24 protein-coding genes are annotated in these 23,055 nt (G+C 68.8%); 3 read left to right on the top strand and 21 right to left on the bottom strand.

The genetic code is table 11. The annotated features are described in order from the left end of the window. Positions 1-3: 3 nt before the first annotated feature. Genes Q9G87_RS02505 through Q9G87_RS02480 form a run of 6 tightly spaced genes read right to left on the bottom strand, consistent with a single transcriptional unit; the run spans position 4 to position 5,887 of the window. Positions 4-981 (bottom strand): hypothetical protein, encoded by a 978-nt coding sequence (locus Q9G87_RS02505; RefSeq protein ID WP_305914499.1) that lies wholly within the window; start codon positions 979-981, stop codon positions 4-6. After that, positions 978-2,243 (bottom strand): DUF4910 domain-containing protein, encoded by a 1,266-nt coding sequence (locus Q9G87_RS02500; protein ID WP_305914498.1) that lies wholly within the window; start codon positions 2,241-2,243, stop codon positions 978-980. The genes Q9G87_RS02505 and Q9G87_RS02500 overlap by 4 nt, the downstream gene beginning before the upstream one ends. Beyond that, a complete protein-coding gene (locus Q9G87_RS02495; RefSeq protein WP_305914497.1) occupies positions 2,240-3,256 on the bottom strand; it encodes an NAD-dependent epimerase/dehydratase family protein in 1,017 nt (338 codons plus the stop codon). The genes Q9G87_RS02500 and Q9G87_RS02495 overlap by 4 nt, the downstream gene beginning before the upstream one ends. After that, positions 3,256-3,903 carry a PIG-L deacetylase family protein gene (locus Q9G87_RS02490; protein ID WP_305914496.1) on the bottom strand — a complete coding sequence of 216 codons (648 nt, stop codon included), beginning with the start codon at positions 3,901-3,903 and terminating at the stop codon, positions 3,256-3,258. Before Q9G87_RS02490 ends, Q9G87_RS02495 begins: the two co-directional genes overlap by 1 nt. After that, positions 3,900-4,640: a glycosyltransferase family protein gene (locus Q9G87_RS02485; protein WP_305914495.1), complete on the bottom strand. Its 741-nt coding sequence runs from the start codon at positions 4,638-4,640 to the stop codon at positions 3,900-3,902. The genes Q9G87_RS02490 and Q9G87_RS02485 overlap by 4 nt, the downstream gene beginning before the upstream one ends. 35 nt (positions 4,641-4,675) lie before the next feature. Next, positions 4,676-5,887 carry a class I SAM-dependent methyltransferase gene (locus tag Q9G87_RS02480; protein WP_305914494.1) on the bottom strand — a complete coding sequence of 404 codons (1,212 nt, stop codon included), beginning with the start codon at positions 5,885-5,887 and terminating at the stop codon, positions 4,676-4,678. A 90-nt stretch (positions 5,888-5,977) separates the two neighbouring features. On the opposite strand from Q9G87_RS02480, the gene rfbC reads away from it, so the two are divergent. Together rfbC and Q9G87_RS02470 are read left to right on the top strand one after the other, a co-directional pair. Beyond that, positions 5,978-6,535: a dTDP-4-dehydrorhamnose 3,5-epimerase gene (rfbC, locus tag Q9G87_RS02475; RefSeq protein ID WP_305914493.1), complete on the top strand. Its 558-nt coding sequence runs from the start codon at positions 5,978-5,980 to the stop codon at positions 6,533-6,535. After that, positions 6,529-7,359 carry a glycosyltransferase gene (locus Q9G87_RS02470; RefSeq protein WP_305914492.1) on the top strand — a complete coding sequence of 277 codons (831 nt, stop codon included), beginning with the start codon at positions 6,529-6,531 and terminating at the stop codon, positions 7,357-7,359. The genes rfbC and Q9G87_RS02470 overlap by 7 nt, the downstream gene beginning before the upstream one ends. Here the strand turns inward: Q9G87_RS02470 and Q9G87_RS02465 are convergent. The 15 genes from Q9G87_RS02465 to Q9G87_RS02395 form a co-directional block, all read right to left on the bottom strand. Then, positions 7,356-11,168: a LamG-like jellyroll fold domain-containing protein gene (locus Q9G87_RS02465; protein ID WP_305914491.1), complete on the bottom strand. Its 3,813-nt coding sequence runs from the start codon at positions 11,166-11,168 to the stop codon at positions 7,356-7,358. The two genes, Q9G87_RS02470 and Q9G87_RS02465, sit on opposite strands and share 4 nt — an antisense overlap. A gap of 68 nt (positions 11,169-11,236) precedes the next feature. Then, a complete protein-coding gene (locus tag Q9G87_RS02460) occupies positions 11,237-12,352 on the bottom strand; it encodes a hypothetical protein (protein WP_305914490.1) in 1,116 nt (371 codons plus the stop codon). Next, complete coding sequence (locus tag Q9G87_RS02455) at positions 12,349-13,128, bottom strand: WecB/TagA/CpsF family glycosyltransferase (protein WP_305914489.1); 780 nt, start codon at positions 13,126-13,128, stop codon at positions 12,349-12,351. Before Q9G87_RS02455 ends, Q9G87_RS02460 begins: the two co-directional genes overlap by 4 nt. A 52-nt stretch (positions 13,129-13,180) precedes the next feature. After that, positions 13,181-14,116 (bottom strand): endonuclease/exonuclease/phosphatase family protein, encoded by a 936-nt coding sequence (locus tag Q9G87_RS02450; protein WP_305914488.1) that lies wholly within the window; start codon positions 14,114-14,116, stop codon positions 13,181-13,183. 8 nt (positions 14,117-14,124) lie between these two features. Beyond that, positions 14,125-14,976, bottom strand: a complete 852-nt coding sequence (gene rfbD, locus Q9G87_RS02445) for a dTDP-4-dehydrorhamnose reductase (protein ID WP_305914487.1) — start codon at positions 14,974-14,976, stop codon at positions 14,125-14,127. Between the two features lie 25 nt (positions 14,977-15,001). Continuing rightward, positions 15,002-15,928, bottom strand: coding sequence for a dTDP-glucose 4,6-dehydratase (rfbB, locus tag Q9G87_RS02440; protein ID WP_305914486.1), 927 nt, complete (start codon positions 15,926-15,928; stop codon positions 15,002-15,004). Beyond that, on the bottom strand, positions 15,925-16,992 hold the full coding sequence (locus Q9G87_RS02435; RefSeq protein ID WP_305914485.1) for a glucose-1-phosphate thymidylyltransferase: 1,068 nt from the start codon (positions 16,990-16,992) through the stop codon (positions 15,925-15,927). Before Q9G87_RS02435 ends, rfbB begins: the two co-directional genes overlap by 4 nt. Positions 16,993-16,994: 2 nt before the next feature. Beyond that, entirely contained in the window at positions 16,995-18,449 is a 1,455-nt protein-coding gene (locus Q9G87_RS02430) for a sugar transferase (protein WP_305914484.1), read from the bottom strand. A gap of 279 nt (positions 18,450-18,728) precedes the next feature. After that, positions 18,729-19,079 (bottom strand): hypothetical protein, encoded by a 351-nt coding sequence (locus tag Q9G87_RS02425; protein ID WP_138672784.1) that lies wholly within the window; start codon positions 19,077-19,079, stop codon positions 18,729-18,731. A 47-nt stretch (positions 19,080-19,126) separates the two neighbouring features. After that, positions 19,127-19,771, bottom strand: coding sequence for a GntR family transcriptional regulator (locus Q9G87_RS02420; RefSeq protein WP_305914483.1), 645 nt, complete (start codon positions 19,769-19,771; stop codon positions 19,127-19,129). Then, positions 19,768-20,634: a DMT family transporter gene (locus Q9G87_RS02415; RefSeq protein WP_305914482.1), complete on the bottom strand. Its 867-nt coding sequence runs from the start codon at positions 20,632-20,634 to the stop codon at positions 19,768-19,770. The genes Q9G87_RS02420 and Q9G87_RS02415 overlap by 4 nt, the downstream gene beginning before the upstream one ends. A gap of 19 nt (positions 20,635-20,653) precedes the next feature. Beyond that, on the bottom strand, positions 20,654-21,031 hold the full coding sequence (locus tag Q9G87_RS02410; RefSeq protein ID WP_305914481.1) for a hypothetical protein: 378 nt from the start codon (positions 21,029-21,031) through the stop codon (positions 20,654-20,656). 22 nt (positions 21,032-21,053) lie between these two features. Then, positions 21,054-21,536: a GNAT family N-acetyltransferase gene (locus Q9G87_RS02405; protein WP_305914480.1), complete on the bottom strand. Its 483-nt coding sequence runs from the start codon at positions 21,534-21,536 to the stop codon at positions 21,054-21,056. A 20-nt stretch (positions 21,537-21,556) separates the two neighbouring features. Then, positions 21,557-21,928, bottom strand: coding sequence for an MmcQ/YjbR family DNA-binding protein (locus tag Q9G87_RS02400; protein ID WP_305914479.1), 372 nt, complete (start codon positions 21,926-21,928; stop codon positions 21,557-21,559). A gap of 66 nt (positions 21,929-21,994) precedes the next feature. After that, a complete protein-coding gene (locus tag Q9G87_RS02395) occupies positions 21,995-22,414 on the bottom strand; it encodes a VOC family protein (protein ID WP_305914478.1) in 420 nt (139 codons plus the stop codon). Between the two features lie 154 nt (positions 22,415-22,568). Between Q9G87_RS02395 and Q9G87_RS02390 the strand changes: the two genes are divergently transcribed. Beyond that, complete coding sequence (locus Q9G87_RS02390) at positions 22,569-22,964, top strand: hypothetical protein (RefSeq protein ID WP_305914477.1); 396 nt, start codon at positions 22,569-22,571, stop codon at positions 22,962-22,964. Positions 22,965-23,055 lie beyond the last annotated feature (91 nt).

Raw genomic sequence — 23,055 nt, 5'->3', positions numbered from 1 at the left:
CGCCTACCTCGGCTCGTTGATCCGCTCCAGCCAGATCTCCCGCCAGAACGGGATGAACGCGCGGGGGCAGTTGGATTTGTATACGCCGTCGCAGATGATGCCGTCGAGCACGATGCAGGGGTTCTTCATCTCCAGCATCTGGCCGGTCTTCTCGTCGATGCAGCGCTCGACGCGGGCGGTCACGCGGGCCGTGCGCCCGCACGAGCGGGCCATGTCCTCCTCGAATCCCAGGCCGCGGTTGAACCCCTTGGTGGTCAGCGTGGCGACGATCTCGTTCTTGGACTTGATCCGGACCAGCTCACCCGGCTGGAGGTCGGTCGTGCCCGTCGGGGCGGGGCCGGTGTGCGGACCCGGTTGCACGAACCCCCACGCCAGGCCGCCCTTGATCCGCAACCAGCGCGGAAACTTCCTGGAGAGCCTCTGGTAGCGGTTGAACAGCCCGAAGAAGAGCGTGCGGAGGGTCGGTCCGACGCCGGCGTTCCCCACCCGGATGTCCGTGACGTACTGCCCCAGGTCACGAAACGGGAGTCGCTCCGGGGCGGCGCGCAGCAGCTCGGTCGCCTGGCAGCGGAACCGTTCCTCGCCCTCGGGTCCCGGCTCCCGCCGGGTGTTGACCTCCAGAATCGGCAGCAGCGGCCGCTCGGACCGAGCCGGCTCCGGCGTGGACGGCCCGTCCACCCGCTTGAGCCAGGAGGTCTTCCAGTAGAGCACGCAGGCGGTCTGGCAGCCGCCATGGGCCGAACCGTCGCAGCGGGTGGCCGTCAGGTGGACGGCGTCCTCCATTCGCCGCATCCCGGTCCCGGTGATCGTGTCGCAGAGCTTGTTGGCCACCTTGTGCACGGTGAGCCGCTGCCCGCAGAACCGCAGCATCTCCGGCATGAAGGGGAGATTGTCCAGCTCCCCCTTCTCATCGAGAGTGGCCAGGATCTCCTCAGCGTTGAGGACCTCGACCACGTCGCCGACTTTCAGCGCCTGACTCAACCCATCCACTCCTTCACCAGGCCCGCGCTCTGCAGGGAGAGTGCCGCGTCCGCCAATGCCTGGAACGGCAGGTTCGACCGTTCCGCGATGTCCAGGAGGCTGTTCAGCCCGTCGGAAAGGTTCAACACCCACAACATCGCCATCTGGGCCTGCTTCGTGTCACTGCGTCCGCCAAGTGACCCGTACAGGCCTCGGGTTCCCAGCTGGGGCTCGCCGTACGGGCTGAGGTTCTGGTAGCGGCGGTTGCCCTCCAGGACCCGCACGGCCGCCCACAGCGTCTCCAGGGTGTCCTCCATGGCCTCAGGACGCACGAAGCCGGGGTTGTCAGCGGAGGTGTGATACTCCGGGTAGCTTCCGTAGGGCGTCCTGGTCAACGAGCCGACGGCGAGGTTGAAGCCCGGCGAGCAATACTGCCGCTCGTCGTAGCCGTAGGGAGAGAAGTCCAGGATGGTGTGCGGCCTGTCCTTCAGCACGTGCGCGAAGACCTGGTCGATCTCGGCGTCGCCACGCCTGCTGCGCTTGTAGGTGATCGCGCCGCTGTCTCCCGCGCAGGCCAGGGTCACGCCGTGCCTGATCCGGTCGGTGTTCTCCCGGTTGAGCGCGAGCCAGGTGATCGCGCCGATGGTGCCGGGCGCGAAGATGAACCGATAGGTGTACCAGGGATCGGACAGGCGCTGCGCCAGCGCGACGGCCACCGCCACCCCGGCCAGGTTGTCGTTGGCCAGCGAGGGATGGCAGATGTGGCAGGAGATCAGCACTTCCTCGGAGCTCCTGCCGCGGATCACGTGCTCACCGTAGGTCAGGTGTCCGTCGGCGAGCGTGGCGTCGATCTTGACCTCGTACGGCCCGTCCGCCAGCCCGTCCAGGGTGTTCTGGCTCAGGCAGAAGCCCCAGGTCTCGGCGTAGTAGCTGGTCCGGTACGGGATCAGGTCCGGCTGGTCGGGCAGGGTGTGCAGGTGCCCGCGCAGCTCCTCCAGGGACATGGTGGCCTCGACCGGCACGCTGTACCCGACGACGTGCAGGTTGGACTCCTGGAAGTCGACCACCTTGTTCCCCGCGGCGTCCTTGATGTAGGCATCGCGGATGTTCCATTCCCGGGGGATCGTCCAGTCGAGGACGTTGGTCCCCGTCGGCACCTCGGTGATCTCCAGCGGGATCGACTCACCGATGATCTCCAGGGTGCGCCGCAGTCCGGCGCCGGTGATGCTCCGGCACAGTGGATAGAGCCGCCGTACCAGATCGTGCATATCGGCGCCGGTCATGGCCGCAGGGTTTCGTCGACGGTGCCGGCCGCGCGCCGGTCGGCGAGCCGGGCCAGCCTGGTGAAGCGGCGTTCGAAGTCCTGCTTGGTCAGGCCGTGTTCGCGGTAGGCGTCGATCAGCTCCACCGCCCCCGCCTTGACCGTCCAGCGCGCCTCGTAGCCCAGCGCGGCCCTGATCCGGGAGAAGTCGACGCGATAGGAGCGCGGATCGGCTCCCGTCTCGCCGGTGATCGCCAGCGTCGATCCGGGCACCGCGGCGACCACTTCGGCCGCGATCTCGGCGACGGTCACGTTGTTGACCTCGGTGCCCACGTTGAAGGCCGTCGCGTGTACGGCTTCGCGAGGGGCGACGAGAGCGACCGCGAAGGCCTCGGCGATGTCCCTGGCGTGCACCAGCGGGCGCCATGGGGTGCCGTCGGACAGCACCCGGACCTCGCCGGTCAGGTACGCGTGGCCCACCAGGTTGTTCAGCACGATGTCGGCACGCAGCCGCGGCGAGAACCCGAAGGCTGTGGCGTTGCGCAGGAACACCGGCGTGAAGTCGTCGTCGGCCAGGTCGACCAGGTCGTCTTCGACCCGCACCTTGGATTCGGCGTACGGCGTCACCGGGCGCAGCGGCGCCTCCTCGTCCAGCAGGTCCTCGCCGCCGGACGCGCCGTAGACCGAGCAGGTGGAGGCGTACAGGAAGCGGCGCACGCCCGCCTCCTTGGCCAGCCTGGCCAGCCGGACGGAGGCGTGGTGGTTGATGTCGTAGGTCAGGTCGGGCGCGAGCGCGCCGAGCGGGTCGTTGGACAGCGCGGCCAGGTGGATCACCGCGTCGAATCCGGCCACGTGTTCGGGACCCACGTCACGCAGGTCCACGGCGTGCGCCTCGATCGTCTCGGGAGCGGGGCCGAGCAGGCAGTCGGCGAACAGGCCGGAGTCCAGGCCGGCCACCTGGTGCCCGGCCTCACTCAGCATGGGGGCCATCACGCTGCCCAGGTAGCCCTGGTGGCCGGTGAGAAGTACCCGCATCAGTTCTCCAGATCGACGGTCAGCTTGGAAACGTGAAAGGCCTCGGCATAGCGGGTGTGGCACTCGATGCCGCGGATGCGGGCCAGGCCCAGGAACGCCTCGCGGTCGTACCAGGGCCGGTGCCGCTGGGAGGCGTAGTGGCGCTGGAGCAGATCCACCTTCAGCTCCGCCACCTCCGCCGAGAGCGGCTGGTACACAGCGGGCGCGGCGAGGTCGCCGTCCCATTTGACGATCTCGTAGCCGAACGTCAGGTGGTCGCGGAAGGCCGTGGGCACGAGCTTGGCCAGTCCCCGGTGGTCCTGGTGGGCGTCGCCCCGCCAGGGCGCGAAGATCAGGCCGGGTTCGGTGCGGGCACGGAGCTCCTCCACCGCGGTCTTGGCCTCCTCCCACCTGGCCGGCAGGTAGCCGTCGGGCAGCTTCAGCACGGTGACCCGGAGATCCGCGCCCGGGCAGAAGTCCGCCAGCGCCGCGCGCTCCTCGTACTCGCGCTCACTCCCGCCGCCGGACAGCACCAGCGCGTCCACGCGGATGCCGGGCCGGGCGGCGCAGATCGTCAGCAGGCTGCCGCCCGCCCCGATCGCTAGGTCGTCACAGTGCGCGGCGAGTGCCACGATGCCAGTGAGCCCTCCCGCGCGCAGGCCGATCATTGGGACCGTTCCCACAGGGCCCAAGGCCGCTCGCCGCGGGAGTAGGCCTCGTCCAGTTCCATCCGCTGGTTCACGGTGTCGGTCGGCCGCCAGTAGCCGCGGTGCGGGTAGGCCAGCAGGCGTCCGCGCTTGGCCAGTTCCACGCAGCCGTCGGCGACCAGGTCCCCGTTCTCCGGGATGTGCTGGAAGACCTCCTGGGTCAGCACGAAGTAGCCACCGTTGACCCACACCGGCATCTCGCTGACCGGCGAGATCCCCCCGACCAGGCCGTTCTCGCCCACATCCACGCAGTGGAAGGTCTGCGACGGCGGCACGACCATCATCGAGGCGGCCGCGCCCGATTCGACGAAGCGGTCGATGATGTCGGGCAGCGGTGCGTCGGTGAGTACGTCCGCGTAGTTCGCGAGGAATACCTCGTCGCCGCCCAAGTAGGGACGGACGCGGCGCAGCCGTTCACCGATCGGGGAGTTAGGCCCGGTCTGCACGAAGGAGATCGACCAGTCGGAGATGTCGCTCGACAGCAGCTCGACCTTGCCGCCGCGTAACACGAAATCGTTGGACGTGGCCTCCTGGTAGCCGAGGAAGAAGTCCTTGATGTGGTGGGCGCCGTAGCCCAGGCACAGGATGAACTCCTTGTGCCCGAAGTGCGCGTAGTAGCGCATGACGTGCCAGAGCAGCGGTCGCGGGCCGACGAGCGCCATCGGCTTGGGCACCTCGCCCGGGACACCGGTGCGCATGCGCGTGCCAAAGCCTCCACAGAACAGGACGACCTTCACACGACCTCCAGGTGTGGGATCGGGAAGACCAGACGGCCTCCCCATTCGTGCACATAGGAGAGCTGAGCGGTGAGCTCTTCGCGCAGGTTCCACGGCAGGACCAGCACATAGTCCGGACGATCTTGGGCGATGCGCTCCGGCGGAGCGATGGGGATCCTGGTGCCCGGAGTGAACCTGCCGTGCTTGTACGGGTTGCGGTCCACCGTGTAGGCCAGCAGGTCCTGGCGGATGCCACAGTGGTTGAGCAGCGTGTTGCCCTTCCCGGGCGCGCCGTAGCCGACGACCGTCTTGCCTTCTTCGGCGGCGGTGATGAGGAAGCGGAGCAGGTCACGGCGGACGCGTGCCACCCGGTCGGCGAAGCCGGCGTAGCCGGACAGGTCGTGCAGCCCGGCGGCCTTCTCCCGTGCCAGCACGTCGAGCACCCGATCGGACGGGCTGCCCGACGGCCGCGCCCACAGCCGGATGGACCCGCCATGGGTGGGCAGCAGCTCGACGTCCACCAGCGTCAGCCCGCCACTGGCCAGCGCCCGCTGCGCGGAGGCGACCGTGTAGTACTGGAAGTGCTCGTGATAGATCGTGTCGTACTGGTTCAGCTCCATGAGCGTCAGCAGGTGCTGGACCTCGATCGACACCCAGCCGTCGTCGGCCACCAGGGCGCGCAGCCCCTCGGTGAAGCCGATCACGTCGGGGATGTGCGCGTAGACGTTGTTGGCCACGACCAGGTTTGCGGGACCGTGCTCGGCCCGCACCGCGGCCCCCGTCTCCGGCGTCAGGAACGCGGTGAGCGTCGGCACGCCCTTGTCCTTGGCCGCCTGCCCCACGTTGGCCGACGGTTCGATGCCCAGGCACCGGACGCCCCGCTCGACCACGTGCTGCAACAGGTAGCCGTCGTTGCTGGCAGCCTCGACCACGAACGCCGGCTTCAAACGTTCCACAGCCGCGTCGACGAACTGCCGCGCATGCTCCACCCAGGAAGCGGAATAGGACGCGAAGTAGGCGTATTCGGTGAACGTCTCTTCCGGCGTGATCAGCGGCGGAATCTGAGCCAGCCAGCAGCTGGTACAGACCCGCAGGTGAAGCGGATAGGTGAGCTCGGGCTCGTCGAGCTGTTCCTCGGTGAGGAAGAGCTCACAGGGCGGTGTCGCCCCGAGATCCACCACGCCGACCAGGTCCGCCGAGCCACACAGCCGGCACGATTTCTTCAACAATGGCCCCCACCCGAAAAAGCCAAAATTTCCCCCTTTGACCACCCACAGCCGTACTTCGGGTGAGCGCCAAAGAGTGTTACAAGTGTCCTCATGAAACGCCTGAGCATCGATGGAGCCTTGCTCTACACCCCCCGCATCCACAGCGATCCACGTGGCGATTTCCTGGAAGCCTTCCGCGCGGCAGACCTGCGGGAGGCGCTGGGGCACTCGATGGAGCTCGCCCAGGTGAACTGCTCGGTCTCCGGGCGCGGCGTGCTGCGCGGCATCCACTTCGCCGACGTCCCGCCGGGCCAGGCCAAATACGTCACGTGCGTGGCGGGCGAGGTGCTGGACGTCGTCGTCGACGTACGCGTGGGCTCGCCCACCTTCGGCCAGTGGGAGGCGGTGCGCTTGGACGACGTGTCGCGCTGCGGGGTCTACCTCGCCGAAGGCTTAGGCCATGGCTTCCTGGCGCTCAGCGAATCGGCCACGGTCATCTACCTCTGCTCCACCGCGTACGAGCCGGCACGCGAGCACGGCATCCACCCGCTGGATCCGGAGCTCGGCATCGAATGGCCGCTCGGCGGTGAGCCGATCCTCTCGGCCAAGGACGCCGCGGCGCCCACGCTCGCGCAGGCCCGTGAGGCAGGGATACTGCCATCGTGGTGAGCGTCGTGATTCCGGCCCACAACGAGGCCAAAGTGATCGGCCGGCTGCTGGACGGCCTGCTCCGTGACGCCGCGCCGGGCGAGTTCGACGTCGTCGTCGTGGCCAACGGCTGCACCGACGGCACGGTCGCCGTGGCGCAGCCGTACGATGTCCGCGTCCTGACGACGCCGGTCCCCTCCAAGCGCGAGGCGCTGCGGATGGGCGATGAGGCTGCACGTGGATATCCCCGGCTGTACGTGGACGCCGACATCGGGCTGAGCACCGCCTCCGCTCGCGCGCTCGCGGCCGTGCTGGCCGCGCCGGACGGGCCGCTCGCCGCCGCGCCCGAGCGGGAGCTGGCGCTGGCCGATCGCCCGTGGCCGGTCCGCGCCTATTACGCGATCTGGACGCGGCTGCCGCATGTGCGCGCCGGGCTGTTCGGCCGGGGCGTCATCGCGGTGAACGACGCGGGCAATGCCCGCATCCGCGCCCTGCCCCCGGCGATGGCCGACGACCTGGCCGCCTCGAACGCGTTCGCATCTGACGAGCGCGTGATCGTGACCGGCGCCCGCGCGGTGATCCAGCCTCCACGTACGGTCGCCGACCTGCTGCGCCGCCGGGTGCGTGCCATGACCAGCGTGAACGAGCTGGAGCAGACCTCGGCCACGGCCGGAGAGCGCACGGGGATGCGCGACCTGTTGGCCATCGTGGCCGGAGAGCCGCGTCTGGTGGGCGCGGCGGTCGTCTTCGCCATGGTGGCCGTGCTGGCCAGGCGGAGAGCCGCCCGCGCGATCCGCGCGGGCGACTACACCACCTGGTTGCGTGACGAGAGCAGCCGGAGCTAACCGACCGGCGTGTTCATGTCGGTCGTGATCTCTGCCGCGGTGAGCGCCTTGTTGTAGATGCGGACCTCGTCGATCAGACCGCTGAAGTACTCACCCGAACCGCTGTTGCCACCGATCCGTAGCGGGCTCGTCCCGGTACGCAGGTTGCCGCCCGTGAGGTTGGTGGACACCTGTGTGCCGTTGACGAACATCCGCAACGTGGACCCGTCGTACGTGGCCGCCACATGACTCCACGTGTTCAACGGCAGGTTGCTCGGCGCCGGCGCGTTCGCCCCCGACGAGGTGAAGATGAACGCCCCAGGACCGCTGCCGCCACTACTCATGATCGCGTAGGCCAGATCGGTGCCGAACTCCTTCATCAACACCGTCCGCCACCCCGTGACACTGGCAGGCCGGACCCACGCCTCCAAGGTCATCCCGTTGGTCAACCGCAACGTGCTCGAATCGGCCACCGTGACCCAACTCGACGTGCCGTTGAACGACAGCGCCTGGCCGTACTTGCCGGACGCCCAGGTCGCCGAGGTGGCCGTGCCGTTGTTGCCGTTGCCGGAGGCGTCGGCGACGGCGGTGCCGGTGCCCGCGTTCATTCCGTAGGCGGCCACCAGGCCGGTGACCGTGGGCGGCTGGGTCACGACCGCCGACGCCTCGTTGGACGACGGACTGGTGTTGCTGGACCCGTCGAAGGCCACGACGCGGTAGTAGTACGTGCCCGCCTCGACACCCGAGTCGGTGAACGACGTGCTCGCGGTCGAGCCCACCTGGTTGGCGCCGGACGGGGTGAAGCCGGCGGTGGCGGACCGGTGGACGGTGTACCCGGTCACGCCCACGTTGTCGGTCGAGGCCGTCCAGGTCAGCTGGGCGCTGCCCGATCCGCCGGTCGCCGCCAGCGAGCCCGGTGCGGTGGGCGCCTGGGTGTCGGGCGGTCCCTGCTGACCGACGGGCGTGTTCATGTCGGTGGCGATCTGTGCCGCGGTGAGCGCCTTGTTGTAGATGCGGACCTCGTCGATCAGACCGCTGAAGTACTCACCCGAACCGCTGTTGCCACCGATCCGTAGCGGGCTCGTCCCGGTACGCAGGTTGCCGCCCGTGAGGTTGGTGGACACCTGTGTACCGTTGACGAACATCCGCAACGTGGACCCGTCGTAGGTGGCCGCCACATGGCTCCACGTGTTCAACGGCAGGTTGCTCGGCGCCGGCGCGTTCGCCCCCGACGAGGTGTGGATGTACGCCCCGGGACCGCTGCCGCCGCTGCCCATGATGGCGTAGGCCAGATCGGTGCCGAACTCCTTCATCAACACCGTCCGCCATCCCGTGACGCTGGCAGGCCGGACCCACGCCTCCAGCGTCATCCCGTTGGTCAACCGCAACGTGCTGGAATCGGCCGCCGTGACCCAACTGGACGTGCCGTTGAACGACAGCGCCTGACCGTACTTCCCGGTGACGGACCACGTGGTGTTCGCGGCCGTGCCGTTGTTGCCCTTGCCCGAGGCGTCGACGACGGACGTGCCGCCGCCCTCGTCCATCGCGTAGGCGGCCACCAGCCCGTCCGGTGTCTGTGACTGCTGGTAGCTCGCCGTATAGGTCGTCGCGGTGGCGGGCGCGGTGATGTTGTGGGTGGCCGCGCCGCCGTCGGACCAGGAGACGAGCGTGTGGCTGAAGCCGTCGGCACTCTGCGGCGAGGGCGCGGAGATCGAGTTGTGCGAACCCACGATCACCGTCCGGGTGAAGGGGGCGATGGTCTGCTCGCTGTTGAAGCCGAGCTGCAGCCCGGCGGGGTTGGTCTGGAAGGTCAGGTCCACCGTCTTCGGCTGGAGTGTCACGCTCTTGGTGTCGGTCAGGCCGTGCGCGTCCGTCACGGTCAGCCTGAGCTCCAGGTGAGCGGGATATTCGTGGTCCGGAGGGGCGAAGGAGCCGCTCGTGCCGGTGAACGTGGTGATCTCGTGCTCGTGGCAGGTGCCGGGGCAGTGATGCATGATCAGCTTCCACGACATCCGCGACCCCGGGATCGTGCCGTCCTGGGCGTCCGTGCCGGTGCCGGAGAACGCGATCGTGTCTCCGACCGCCCAGGTGAGGGAGGACGACGGGGAGCCGATGGCCGCGGCCGGCGGCGTGTTGCTCACGTTGATCGTGACGGTGGCGTCGCCCCGGCCGCCACGCCCGTCGTCGGCTCGCAGCTTCACCACATAGGAGCCCGGCTGGGTGTAGGTGAAGGACGGGGTGGCCGAGGTGGAGTCGTCGAACTCGCCGTCGCCGTCCAGGTCCCACCGGAAGGTGAGCGGGTCGCCGTCGGCGTCCGCGGAGCCGGCGGAGGTGAAGTTCACCGCGAGCGGCGCGTTGCCCGACGTGGCGCTCGCGCCGATGACGGCGCTCGGCGGGGTGTTGTTGTAGATGTAGCGGATGATCTGCCCGTTGGCGTAGTCGACCGCGAAGAGGTCTCCGCCGGGGCCGGTCTGCACCTCCACCGCGGGGATTCCCGAGTCGAAGGTGGCGATGGTCGCCGGGTCGGGCAGGCCGTTGGCGCCCTTGGTCATGACCCAGACGCACGATCGGCTGTAGTCGGAGAAGAACATCGCGCCGTCGTAGGCGTCGGGGTAGGAGCCGCCGTTGTAGAAGGCCACGCCGCTGGAAGAGGAGCCCCCGGACGGGCACGGATCGTTCGGCGCGGGCCTGGAACCGTGGTTCCAGGCGAAGTACGGCTGCGCGTGAGCCGCCGCTCCCGCCGCGTACAGGTTCTCGCAGAGGGTCAGGTTGAGATTGTCGTATCCTCCCTGCCTGCCTGAGCCCTCGTAGCAGGGCCAGCCGAAGTTGTTCACCGGGCCCGTGGGGTCGGCGATCCGGTTGATCTCTTCCCACGTGTTCCAGCCGACTTCACCGGCCCAGACCTCGCTGGTGCCCGGCCGGATGGTGATGCGGAACGGGTTGCGCTGGCCGTAGGCGATGATCCTGGCCAGGTTGGGGTCGCTGCTGCCGGCGTTCGGGTTGCCGGGGGCGGCCGCGCCGGTGTCCGGGTCGATCCTGATGGTGGTGCCGTTGAGGCTCGCCGGGTCACCGCTGGTGCGCGGGTCCTGCGAGCGCAGCGCGCCGCCTTCGGCGGCCGGTGGGGTGAGCGCCGTGCCGACCGGCGACGGCGGGTCGCCGCAGGGGTTGTCCGGGGTGATGTCCGAGCTGGTCAGGTTGTCCTGGCCGTAGTCGGCGAAGTTGAAGCTGGCGCCGTCGCCGCCGCTGGCGTACAGCATGCCGTCGGAGCCGAACTTGAGGTCGCCGACGGAGTGGCTGGGGTGCTGCTGGCACCAGTCGGTGATCAGCGGGGTCTCGACGACGGAGCTGCCCGAGGGCGCCAGTGAGGACAAGCGCCCGGTGATGAGGCAGCCGTCGCCCGTGGCGCCGGGCGGAGTCGGGCAGGGATCACCGCTCACGCCTGCCGTACCCCAGCGTGGCGCGGTGCCACCGGGCACCGCGTCGTAGGCGTACAGGACATAGATGCGCGGGTCGGCCGGGAAGTCGGGATGCAGGGCCATGCCGAGGAGCCCGCGGTCCCAGAAGTTGTGCACCTGCGTGCGCAGGTCGGCGTAGATCGTCGCCGTGGTGTCGGTGATGGAGTCGAAGACCTTGATCAGGCCACTCTTCTCGGCGACGAACACCCGGCCGTCCGAGGCGAACTCGATGTTGGCCGGGTTGGTCAGCCCGCTGAAGACGACCTGTTTCTGGAAACTGCCCGGCAGCGCCTGCGCGGCGGATGGCGCGACAAGCGCCAGGCCGGTGGTGAGCAGCAGGACGGATAAAAGCGCATGGCAAAGCCGCCGCAACACGAGAACCCCCTTGAACCGATACTCCCCCGAGCCCTGAATCCGATCTATCGCACTGAATCAGCCGGAAGTCACGAGGTCTGTCCACATGTGGCCAGCCACGCGTACAACAACCAGCCCAACTCGTACGGCCGGCACTCCCGGTCGACGGCAACCGGCGGATAAACCCGATCCAGCACGCCGAGGCGTAGCCCCGGACGCACGCCGGTCGCCACCGCCCGCAGGCCGCGCACCAGTTTGCGCGGATCCGCCCGCGCTTCCTTGCGCCACGTCAGAGCGAGCTCATCGAGCACGAAGGCCGGCCGCTCGATCATCCAGTCGAGTCCCTTGGAGATCTCCGCCACGTAGGCGGTGCCTCCCGCGCCGGCCAGATCGAGCAGCGCCATCGGCCCCATCGCCAGCTGATGAACGCTGTAGACCGGATACCCCTCGACCACCGACCCGCTGCGGGCGTCGTAGTGCCACCACCACTCCCCCTGCGGGCCCTGGGCCTGGCAGATCCCCTGCGCCACCTGCTCGGCCGCGCGCAACGCTTCGGCGTCGCCGGTAGCGGCGTGCAGCCTGGCCAGCGCCTGCAGCGGGTAGACCTGATCGGCGAAGCAGCCCACGTGGGCGCGATACCGGGGGACCAGCGGCCCCGTCCCGAGCGCGTGCGGGTAGAGCCGGTTGCCCGCCAGCCCGCCGAGCAGCCGCTCGCGGGCGCGCTCGACCCGGCCGCCGGCCACGCCGGCCGCGACCAGAGCAGCCAGCGCCCACGCCGCTTCGACGGTGTAGATCTGGGGACCCGCGTCCAGCTCCGCGAGGCGGCTCAGCGCCAGATCGAGATCGGCGTGCCCGGCCTCCGCCGCCGCCCAGCAGATCAGCGCGGCATCGCCGGGCCCCGTCACCTCAGGTAGCCGTTTGACCAGGTTGCCCACGAGGTCGAGGAGGCTGTCACCGGCCAGTGCCGCCCGCTGCCGCTCCTCCCCCAGGGTCGCCACGCCGAGCGCGACGATCGCCGCGTAACGGATGCTGCGCCCTTCCGGCACCGCCGTCCAGGTCCCGTCGGCGTCCTGGCGGCCGCGGCGGGTGAACACGAACTCGCCGTCGACGTACCCCGGCGGCAGCCCGCGCACCGCCAGGTCCACCATGCCCGCCACGAAGTCCTGATGTCCGGAGCTCAGCAGAGCGATCCGGTGATCCGTCACGTCGTCTCCTCGATCCTGCGTCTGACACCGGCCCGCTCCCTGAGCACCAGGAGCAGGAATCTGCCGTTGGTCTGCACGTAGCGCGGCCCGAGCCGCAGCGGCTCCTGCAGCATGCGGTAGAGCCATTCCAGGCCCAGGCGCTGCCAGCGCAGCGGCGCCCTGCGGGTGTGGCCGGCGAGCACGTCGAACGAGCCGCCCACGCCGTGGATGATCCGTGCCCGGGTGGCCTCGCCCCACTCCCGGATGAAGATTTCCTTCTTCGGCGAGGTGATGCCCAGGAACAACAGATCGGCCTGGGATTCGGCGATCTCGGCGGCGACGACGGCCGAGTCCTCCACCGGGAAATAGCCGTCACGCGAGCCGGCGATGGCCAATCCGGGATAGCGCAGCCGTACCTCTGCCAGCACTCCGGCCAGCACCTCATCGGTCGCGCCGAGGAAATAGGCGCGGTAGCCGCGCCGGTCTCCCTCGGCCATCAGCTCGGTGAACAGGTCGATGCCCGCCACCCGCTCGGGAAGCCGATGGCCGAGCATCCGCGCGGCCCAGACCACCGCCTGCCCATCGGCCAGCACGAGATCGCTGTCGATGACCGACTGCCGCAGCGCGGCGTCCGTGCGCATGTTGACGACCTTGGCGGCGTTCACCACGCCGATGGTGAGCCGCCTCTGCTCCGAAATCGCCGCCACGCAGTGCGCGATCACCTGGCTCATGGTGAGGGCGTCCAGCACGGTCCCTAATACCGTTTTCCTGGAGGCCTGCTCCGGTAACCTCGTCATTCATCCCCCTGGGCGTCCATGACATATCGGTCTTAGCTCCGGAAATGTGACATCACGGGAGGACCAGCTCGGTGAGCGTCGCCCGGTGGTCCGTCCGGGGCAGCCGCAGGGTCTGGAAGCTCCGGATCGCGATCCGGCGATCGGCCAGCACATGGTCGATCGCCACCTTCGGGAACAGCCGCGGCTGCTCGTAATAGGGCCAGGTCATGGACAGCCCCTTTCCGGTGACGTCGGCGGCGTCCCGGTAGCCGGTGGCGATCAGGTCACGCAGCACCACATGGTCGAGGGTGGAGTTGAAGTCTCCGGCCAGCACCCGCAGGCGCCCTCCAGCGGGTGGCAGTGCCCGGATGCTCGGCGCCCAGCACGCCGTACGCCAGCCCTCGGAGGGCGCGCACGCGTGGACCGCGACGAGCTCCACCTCCTGCCCGCCCGGCAGGGTGACAACGGCGGGGAGGTGGCGCGGACTGTCCTTGAAGGCGGGGGCCGCGATCGGCGTGTCCGCCGGCCGCAGCGGGTAGCGCGAGTAGATCGCCGCGCCCTCGGAATTCGTTCCCGGCAGGACGATCTTGTATGGCAGCAGCCTTCCCAGCCCCAGCCGGTCCACTCGTTCCCTCATCAGGTTGGTGAACTCCAGCAGGTGCAGCACGTCCGGCCGATCGCGCGCGACGGCGTCGACCAGGACGGGCGGCAGCACGGAGGAGTGCAGCAGATTGACGGCCATCACCCGCAGCACCGGACCCCCGGCGGGCGGGTTGCTCTCCGGCACCACGCGCGGCAGGACGGTCACCGCGAAGGCGCAGGTCACGATGAGCGCGGCCACCAGCAGCGGCCCGGCACGCAGGACGACCGCGAACGCCAACGGCACCAGCGAGAGGGCAGCCGCATAAGGAGTGAACGACACCAGCTGAGACCAGAAGAACTTCGGCTCCCACCCGCACAGGCGCAGGCTCACCCACCCGGCCAGGCCTGTCACCATGAGCCACAGCACCGAGTCTCCTAAACGACGCTGCACTGGCGGCCACGCATCAGCACCGGCCAGGCCGCTTGCAGCGCCTGGCGCCAGTGCCGGATCGGCTCCCCCCGGGTGTGCGCGAGCACACTGTTGGCCGGGCGCCTGGCCGGCCGCGGAAAGGATGAGGACGTCACGGGGCGCACCCGCTCGGAATCGAGGCCCAGCAGGGTGAAGATCTCCTTGGCCAGCCCCCACCAGCTCGTCTCGCCGGCGCTGGTGCCGTGATAGACGTCCGGCGGCAGGTCGGACTGCGCCAGCCGCACCAGGTAGTCGGCCAGGTCTGCCGTCCAGGTCGGCTGGCCGCGCTGGTCGTCGACCACCTCGACGGTCTCGCGCTCGGCGGCCAGCCTGATCATGGTCGTCACGAAGTTCCGTCCCGCGGAACCGTAGAGCCAGGCGGTGCGCACCACGTAATGGCCGTGCTCCAGCGCCGCCTGTTCCCCGGCGAGCTTGGTCCTGCCGTACGCGTTCACCGGCGCGGTCGGCGCATCCTCCCGGTACGGCAGTCGGGCGGTCCCGTCGAAGACGTAATCGGTGGACACATGCAGGAGCCGCGCCCCGGTCCGCGAGCAGGTCTCGGCCAGCCAGCCCACCGCGTGCCCGTTGATCGCCAGCGCCTCGTCCTCGTGCGTCTCCGCGTCGTCCACCGCCGTCCAGCCGGCACAGTTGATCACCACTCTGGGCCGGTAGGCGGACACGAAGTCGCGTACCGCGCGCTTGTCGGTCAGGTCGAGCTCCGACCGGCCGAGCGCGAGCACCGGCTCCCCGCTCAGCGCCGCCCGGTCGAGGACGTCGGCGGCCAGCATGCCGCCGCCGCCCGTGATGAGCCATCTCATAACGCCTCCCGGCGCGACCGGCCGGTCATGCGGCCCACCAGTCACGGTGCTCGGCATACCAGCGGACCGTGTCCTTCAGCCCCTTTTCGAACGAGATCTCGGGACGGTAGCCGAGCGCCCGGAGCTTGGAGTCGTCCAGCGAGTACCTCCGGTCGTGGCCCTTGCGGTCCTCGACGTACTGGACCGCGCCCCAGTCCCTGCCGCAGGCTTCGAGCAGCAGGCCGGTCAGCTCCTTGTTGGTCAGCTCGGCCGTGCCCGCGATGTTGTAGACCTCGCCTGGCTCGCCCTTCTCGGCGACCAGCCGGATGCCGGCGCAGTGGTCCTCGACGTGGATCCAGTCGCGGATGTTGCCACCGTCGCCGTACAGGGGGATCTTCCGGCCGCGCAGCAGGTTCGTGACGAACAGCGGGATGACCTTCTCCGGGTACTGTCTCGGACCGTAGTTGTTGCCGCACCTGGTGATCGAGACGTTCAGGCCATGGGTGATCGCATAGGCGCGGGCGATCAGGTCGCCACCGGCCTTCGACGCCGCGTACGGCGAGCGCGGCCGCAGCGGCGCGGCCTCGTCCCAGGAGCCGACGTCGATCGAGCCGTACACCTCGTCGGTCGACACCTGCACCACCTTCGGGACCTCCGCCTCCAGGCACGCCTGCAGCACCGTCTGGGTGCCGAGCACGTTCGTGCGCATGAACTCGGCGGCGCCCTCGATCGACCGGTCGACGTGCGACTCGGCCGCGAAGTTCACCACCAGGTCGTGGCCGGGCACGACCTGGCCGAGCAGCTCGGCGTCGCAGATGTCCCCATGCACGAACTCATGCCGCACCCCTTCGAGGTTGGCTCGGTTGCCGGCATACGTCAGCTTGTCCAGCACTGTGACGTACATGTCGTGCAAATTGCGGACGAAGTGGGAGCCTATGAAGCCCGCACCGCCCGTCACAAGAACGCGTGTCATGAACTGATCTGTACCTTGCTGTGATCGCCCAAGACGAGACGATGGGCTTTGGGCGTGTTGGGCGCCGGGGTGACCTCGACGTCGTGGCCGATCAGCGACGATTCGATGCGACCGACCCCGGCGATGGAAGCCCTGGGTAACACGATCGAGTACTCGATCTCGCTGCCGGTGACGGCGCAGTCGGCACCGATGGAGGTGAAGGGGCCGACGTAGCTGTCCCGGATCCGCGCGCCCTTGCCGATGATCACCGGGCCGACGATCCTGGACCGCTCGACCACAGCCCCCTTCTCGACGACCACCCGGCCCACCAGCTCGCTGACCTCGTCCACGCGTCCCCGTACCCTGGGCTCGACCGACTCCAGGACCAGGCGGTTGACCTCCAGCATGTCGGTGACGTTGCCGGTGTCCTTCCAGTAGCCGGAGATCACCGATGACTCGACGTGCAACCCCGCCTCGATCAGCCACTGGATCGCGTCGGTGATCTCCAGCTCGCCCCGCGATGACGGCTTGAGCTCCGCCACCGCGGCGTGGATGGCGGAGCTGAACAGGTAGACGCCGACCAGCGCCAGATCGCTCTTGGGCTGCGCGGGCTTCTCCTCCAGGCCGACCACCCGGCCCTTGGCGTCGAGCTCGGCCACCCCGAACTGGCGCGGGTCGCCGACCCTGGTGAGCATGATCTGGGCGGCGGGCCGCTCGCGGGCGAACCTGTCCACCAGGCCATTGATCCCGCCCACGATGAAGTTGTCACCCAGGTACATGACGAAGTCCTCGTCACCGAGGAACTCGCGGGCGATCAGCACGCCGTGCGCCAGCCCGAGCGGCGCCTCCTGCCGCAGGTAGGTGACCTGCAGTCCGAACGCCGAGCCGTCTCCCACGGCCGCCTCGATCTCCGGCTGCGTGTCGCCGACCACCAGGCCGAGCTCCTTGATCCCCGCCGCGGCGATGGACTCCAGGCCGTAGAACAGGACCGGCTTGTTCGCGACCGGGACCAGCTGCTTGGCCGAAGTGTGCGTGATGGGTCGGAGTCGTGTGCCCGATCCCCCGGCGAGCACGAGTGCTTTCACCGCTAGTAAGCCCCTTCTCCACGGGTGACGACGGACCAGGTCTTCCAGAGGATCTGCAGGTCGAGGATGAGCGACCAGTTCTCCACGTACCGCAGGTCGAGGCGTACCGACTCCTCCCAGGTAAGGTCGGAGCGGCCGCTGACCTGCCAGAGCCCCGTCATCCCCGGCTTGACCACCAGGCGGCGGCGGACGTCGACGGCGTACCTGCCCGCCTCCTCCGGCAGCGGCGGGCGCGGCCCGACCAGGGACATCTCGCCACGGAGCACATTGAGCAGCTGGGGCAGCTCGTCCAGCGAGTATTTCCGCAGGAAAGCGCCTACCTTCGTAATTCTTGGATCGTTCCTAATCTTGAAGAGCACCCCGTCGAATTCGTTCGCATCCAGAAGTGCGTTCTTGAGCTGCTCGGCGTCAGCCACCATCGTACGGAACTTCACGACACGGAACTCTTTGCCGCCTTTGCCGACCCGGATCTGATAGAAGAGCGCGGGCCCGTGGCTCGTGAGGCGGATCACCAGTGCGATGGCCAGCAGCGGCAGCGCCAGAAGCAGCAGTGCGGCCACGGCGACCAGCCGGTCGAACACCGTCTTCACGACCTGCCGGGTGCCGTCGAGGTCGGGATGCTCCACGTGCAGGAGCGGCATCCCGGCGACGGGCTTGATGCTGATGCGCGGCCCGGCCACGTCCATGAGCGCGGGAGCCACGAAGAGATCGGTACGCGCGGTCTCCAGGCTCCAGGCCAGCCGGCGCAGCGCGGCCCCGTCCAGCTCCGGACAGGCCAGCACGGCCACGGCGTCGGCCTGCTCGCGCGCGACCACCGCGGCCACGTCGCCGAAGGAGCCGAGCACGGGAATGCCGTCCAGGTCGACGTTCATCGCGTGCTCAGGAAGGCAGGCTCCCACCACCTGCATTCCGTGATGCGGCTGGCGCCTGAACTGCATCACCAGGTTGAGAATCGACTCCCGATGCCCTACCGCGATCACCTGGCGCATGTAGTCGCCCACCGCTCTCCTTCGGTGGAGACGTTTACGCATGCGGTAGCGGAAGTAGAGCGTGGTAAGCAGCGCCAGCGGCAACATCGCCATCACGAAGCTGCGCGCGATGACGGTCTGCGTGGCATACGCCATGATGGCGACCGTGGCCATCAGGCCGACGCCGCCGTTGAAAACGGCCTTGAACTCCTCCGGCCCCTCGCCGTTGGCGCGCTGGCGGTACGCGCCGCCCATCATGAGCGCGACGGGCCAGGCGACGACCAGGCCGAATCCGAGCGCGAACTCGACCAATGGAATGAACGCACCGGCCATCAGCCGGATGCTGAGCACGCACACGCATGCCAGCAGAGCACATACCGTGTCCCCGAATAACAGGAGCCGTAGGTACGCGCGCGTCCAGATGCTCGACGCGCGGCGCGGCACGGCCCCGAGGAGCACAACAGCGGACTCCCCAGTCCCCACCCTCATAGCCTCCACCCTTTGGACCACCCCGAAACTCTGTGCACCGCGATAACTTGACGTTCCTTGAACCACATGGGTTGACAAGTCCCACGCACTTAAAGGGCGGCGGCCCCCACTAAAGAGTAAAGATCGATTCCAGCATGGGGAATAACGTCAAATGTCCACAATCGGACGCGGGATGGGGAGGCCCAGGGCTTGACGGAACGCTCCATCGGTGCAGCGTCCCAAACGGGGAAATGTGAGGTTTACGGCGGCATTTCAGCAGGTTGCCGCTCTATGAACCGTTTAGTCGTACTCCAGGTCGGGCAGCGCAGAGGGCGGATCCGGGCTACGCCAGACCACCACCACCCCGTCGTGTGCGGAGTCGGCCGCCAGGGCCAGCCGGTCCAGGTCGAAGTCCGGCAGATAGCGCAGGCGGGCGAGGAAGGTGGCGTCCGTGGCCGAGCGCGGCACCACGCAGCCCTCGCCGTCACGGTCGAGCAGGATGAACAGGACGTCTTCCCCGGATGCGGTGACGACACGGACCTCCACCACGTCCTCCCACGCAAGGGCCTCGACGCTCCCGTCCGCGTAGTGACGGGTGACGCCCTCTTCCGTGACATATACGTAGGAGTCCGGCATCGGATTGCCGTGCATGGCCGCGATTCTTGCGAGTTCCGGGCCTGTCCCGCAAGGGTTCGCACTCAATGGTGCGCGTGGACGGGGTCCTCGGCGCCCCACGAGTGGCCGAGATGCGCCGCCACCGCCGCCCTGGCCGCGTCCTCCGGTCCGTCCGCGATCGCGTCCAGCAGCTCGCGATGCTCACGCACCAGAACGTCCCTGTCCTGGTAGACCTGGCGCAGCCGCACCAGGCCCAGCCGGGTCTCGGCCGCGAGCACGCCGTAGAGCCGTTCGAGCCGTGGGCTGCCGACCGCCTCGATCAACGCCTCGTGCAGCGCCATGTGCTCGGCCACGGTCTCCGACCACGGCGCGCCGGCGGGCAGCGCCGCCATCCGGTGCAGCGCGGCCTCCGCCCGTGGGGCCCGCTGGCCGGCCATCGCCTGCGCCATGAGGTCCTCGAGGGGCCGGCGTACGTACATGAGATCGTTGAGGTCCGCGATCGTCACTTCGGGGACATAGGCGCTGCGATTGCGCTCGCGCCTGAGCAGTCCTTCATGGACCAGGATCGCCAGCGCCTCCCGCACCGTCGGCCTGGCCACCCGGTAGGACGCGGCGATCTCCTGCTCGGGCAGCGGGGTGCCGGGCTCGATCTCGCCGGACAGCACCCTGCTCCGCAGGGCGTCGGCCAGCGCCCCAACGGTGGAAACGGGTCTGAGGGGCAACGTCACGCCTGCGACTCTAACGCTCTTTCCCTTTCGGGTACGGCCACTGCGACCAGGCTGAGCGCGAGCAGCACGAGGCCGGCGACCGAGACCGGGGCCAGCCGCTCGCCGAGCACCACCAGACCGAGCAGCGCGGCGACGGCCGGCTCGGCCAGCGCCAGCGTGGCGGCCGTGGCCACGGGGGTGGTGCGCAGGCCGCGCCCGTACAGGAAGTAGGACAGGGCGGTGGTCGCGAGCCCGAGGTAGAGCACGGCGACCAGCCCGCGCGGCTCCGCCAGCCACCCCACACCGCCGAGGAGGAGGACCGGCAGCATGATCACCGCTGCCCCGCCGAACATCAGCCCCATGACCGCGTTGGACTGTCCCCCGTCCTCGATCGCCCGGGCCGCCGTGACGGCGTAGAAGGCGTAGAGCAGCCCCCCGAGCAACGCGAAGAGCAGACCCGACACGACCTGACCGCCTGCCTGCGCCCCGCCCCCGACGATCAGTGCCGCGCACCCGCAGACGGCGGCCGTGGTCGCGAGGGTCCACCGGCCGCTCGGCCGCCGCCCGTGCAGGACCCACGACAACATCCCGGTGAAAACCGGCCCACTGCCGATGGCCACCACGGTTCCGATCGCGACGCCGGTACGGCCGACCGCGGCGAAGAAACACAGCTGGTAGGCGGCCACCGCCGCGGCGCCGAGCAGCAGGCCGGGCCTGGCCACCTGCCTGAGGCCCGCCCCAGCGAACGTCGCGAGCACCGCGCCCCCGATGACCAGCCGGGCGGCGGCCAGCGCCACGGAGTCGGCGGAGACGAGCAGGCCCGCCGTGCCGGCCGTGCCCCAGAGCACGGACGCGCCGACGACAGACAAGGGTCCCTTCCTCATGGGAGCCATTGTCTGACAATTAGACAATTTCGTCCAGTAGCTGCTCGATCAGCCGAGTCGCCGGGGCCGCCACCTCCCCCACGTAGTCGTCGAACGCGGCCAAGCCGTCGCTGATGCTGGGCAGGCTCTTGCGGGGGAGTTCGAGCAGCGGGTCGTTCTCCGCGGTGATCGCCCCCTCGACCTGGAAGGCGGCGGCGGAGACGGTGATGGAGACCTCGAAACGCACCTCGCGCCCGTCGGGCAGCGTGAACGTGGTGCCGATGCGGGCGCCGGCGTCCGGGAAGAAATAGGAGAAGCCCTCGCTTCTGACGAGCGGATGACGCAACTCCGCGAGAATCTTCGACGCCCGGCTCAGGGCCGCCAGCAGCCCGGCTGCGGCCAGACTCTCGCTGTCCACCCATGAAAGGGTAGATCAGCGGTCAGTCGGTTGCCAGGCGCGCGTGCCGTTCTACGTCGTAACGTACGCCGTTATATGCAAGTTTGCCCCGTTCGATGCCCTCAGGCCGGAATCCGGCCTTGGTGGCGACCCGGCACGAGGCCTGATTGTTCGTGCGATGCCCCAGCTCGAGCCGGTAGAGCCCGAGCTCGTCGAACGCCCACGTGGCCAGCTTTTCCGCGGCGACCGCCGCGATCCCCCGTCCCCTGGCCTCCGGCACGACCCAGTAGGACACCCATCCGTTGTCGTGCGCGTCGATCCCGGCCACCGCCACATTGCCGACCACCCGCTCGCCGACGGTCACGGCGAAGGCGTACCCGACCCCCTCCCAGGAGGTGATCCACCCCTGGGCGTCCTGGAGCGTGACGATCGGAAAGGCGGTTTGCCTGCGCAGATCGGCGGCCTGGAAAGCCTGGAGGACCGCGGGCGCGTCGCTGTCGCGCCATTCCCGCAGTCGTATATCCATAGAGAGCACGCTGCCCGAGATTACCCGGGATGCACCTGCTGTCCGATCTCGTGGGCGGCCTCGAAATCGGCCACCATCTGCTTGGGCGCCGTCAGGCACCACGCCTCCGCCACGAGCTCGAACAGCTCATCGGCGTCGATCTTGTCGAGGTGGACCACCACCCACCCGAACCGTCCGGCCGTGAACTGCACCTCGAACACCTCGGGCCGCTCGGCCACGAGCGCGATCTGCTCCTCGATCGTGGCCTTGAGGCCGACGGTCTCGGTCGCCTCCCACAAGTAGCCGAACCCCTTGTCCCGCACCTTGAGGCCGATCCACTCGCCGCCGTGGCTCATCTTGACCTCGGGCAGCTCGTCCAGCATCTCCAGGAACTCTTCGACGCTCACACCCATGCCGCCCTGTGTACCAGACTCGACCGACGTTTCCGAGTGGTGGAGCACTACGACCGGCCATCGCCGTCACTCGTAGTAGCGGACTTCCAGCACGTTGCCGTCCGGATCCGGGAAATAAATGGTCTCAGGGGCGATGCCCTGGGCGCCGAAGGAGTTGGTCCCGGAGCCCGTGACCTCCACGTCGTGCTGCTTCAGCCGGACCTGGAGCGCGTCGAAATCCTCCCTGCTCACTGCCAGGCAGAAATGATTGATCGGGTGCCCGGCGCTGCCCGTCACGCCGGTGCCCTCGTCCACGCCGTTGGCGCTTTCGTACGCCATCAGATCGAGAATGGTCCCGGAGGAGACCCGCACGCTCGGGAACGCCGCCTTCCCCTCGCGAAACTCCTCGGCCCGCACTCCGGGCAGTCCTACCACCTGCTCGTAGAAGCGCAGCGAGACGAGCTGGTCGGCGACCCAGCAGACGATATGGTCGAGGCGTGCGTCCATGGAGAACCTCCTCTCCCTCTAATATCTGCCGCACAAATGCACCTGTCCACCAGTGATTTCATCCGCCCGCCAATGGCCGCTTCCCCGAAAGGGCCGGTTAACGCGAAGTTCGCGGCAATGGCCTGCGCCGCCGTTTCCCCGCCACAATGACGGTGTGACGGAAACCACCGGGACGGAGCGCATGCCGGCAGCCGTGAAAACGGCCAGATTCATCATGACGCTCGATGTCGCGTTCGGCCTGGTGGGGCTGGCTTTCCCGCTCGTCGCCTTCACCGCCACGTTCGACGTCATAGTGCTCCTGCTCCTGGCCTACAGCACCGCGGTCACAGCCCTGACCGGCTGGGTGCTGGCTCGCTGGCCGACCCGCCGGAGACGGCTCGTCTGGACGGCCGTCGCCCTCGAGATCTTCTTGCTCACGCAGCGTCTCGTCCTGCTCGTCGTCGACTCCGACCTGACGTGGCTCCGGATCCTGCACCCGAACACGTTCTTCCCTGTGACCGTCGCCATTGCGCTGCTCCTGCCCGCGAGCAGACGCTGGTTCAACCGTTGACCCGTCGGCCACGTCAATCACCTGTGAAGAACTTTAGGCTGGGTGCGTTTTGTGTCGAGGGGAGCATGATGAGCGCAGCCACCTACGTCGA

It is taken from the genome of Nonomuraea turcica (assembly GCF_030718205.1).
Taxonomy (GTDB): Bacteria; Actinomycetota; Actinomycetes; order Streptosporangiales; family Streptosporangiaceae; genus Nonomuraea.
Note: the sequence above shows the minus strand (reverse complement) of the source record. Positions and strands in the feature narration are given on the sequence as shown.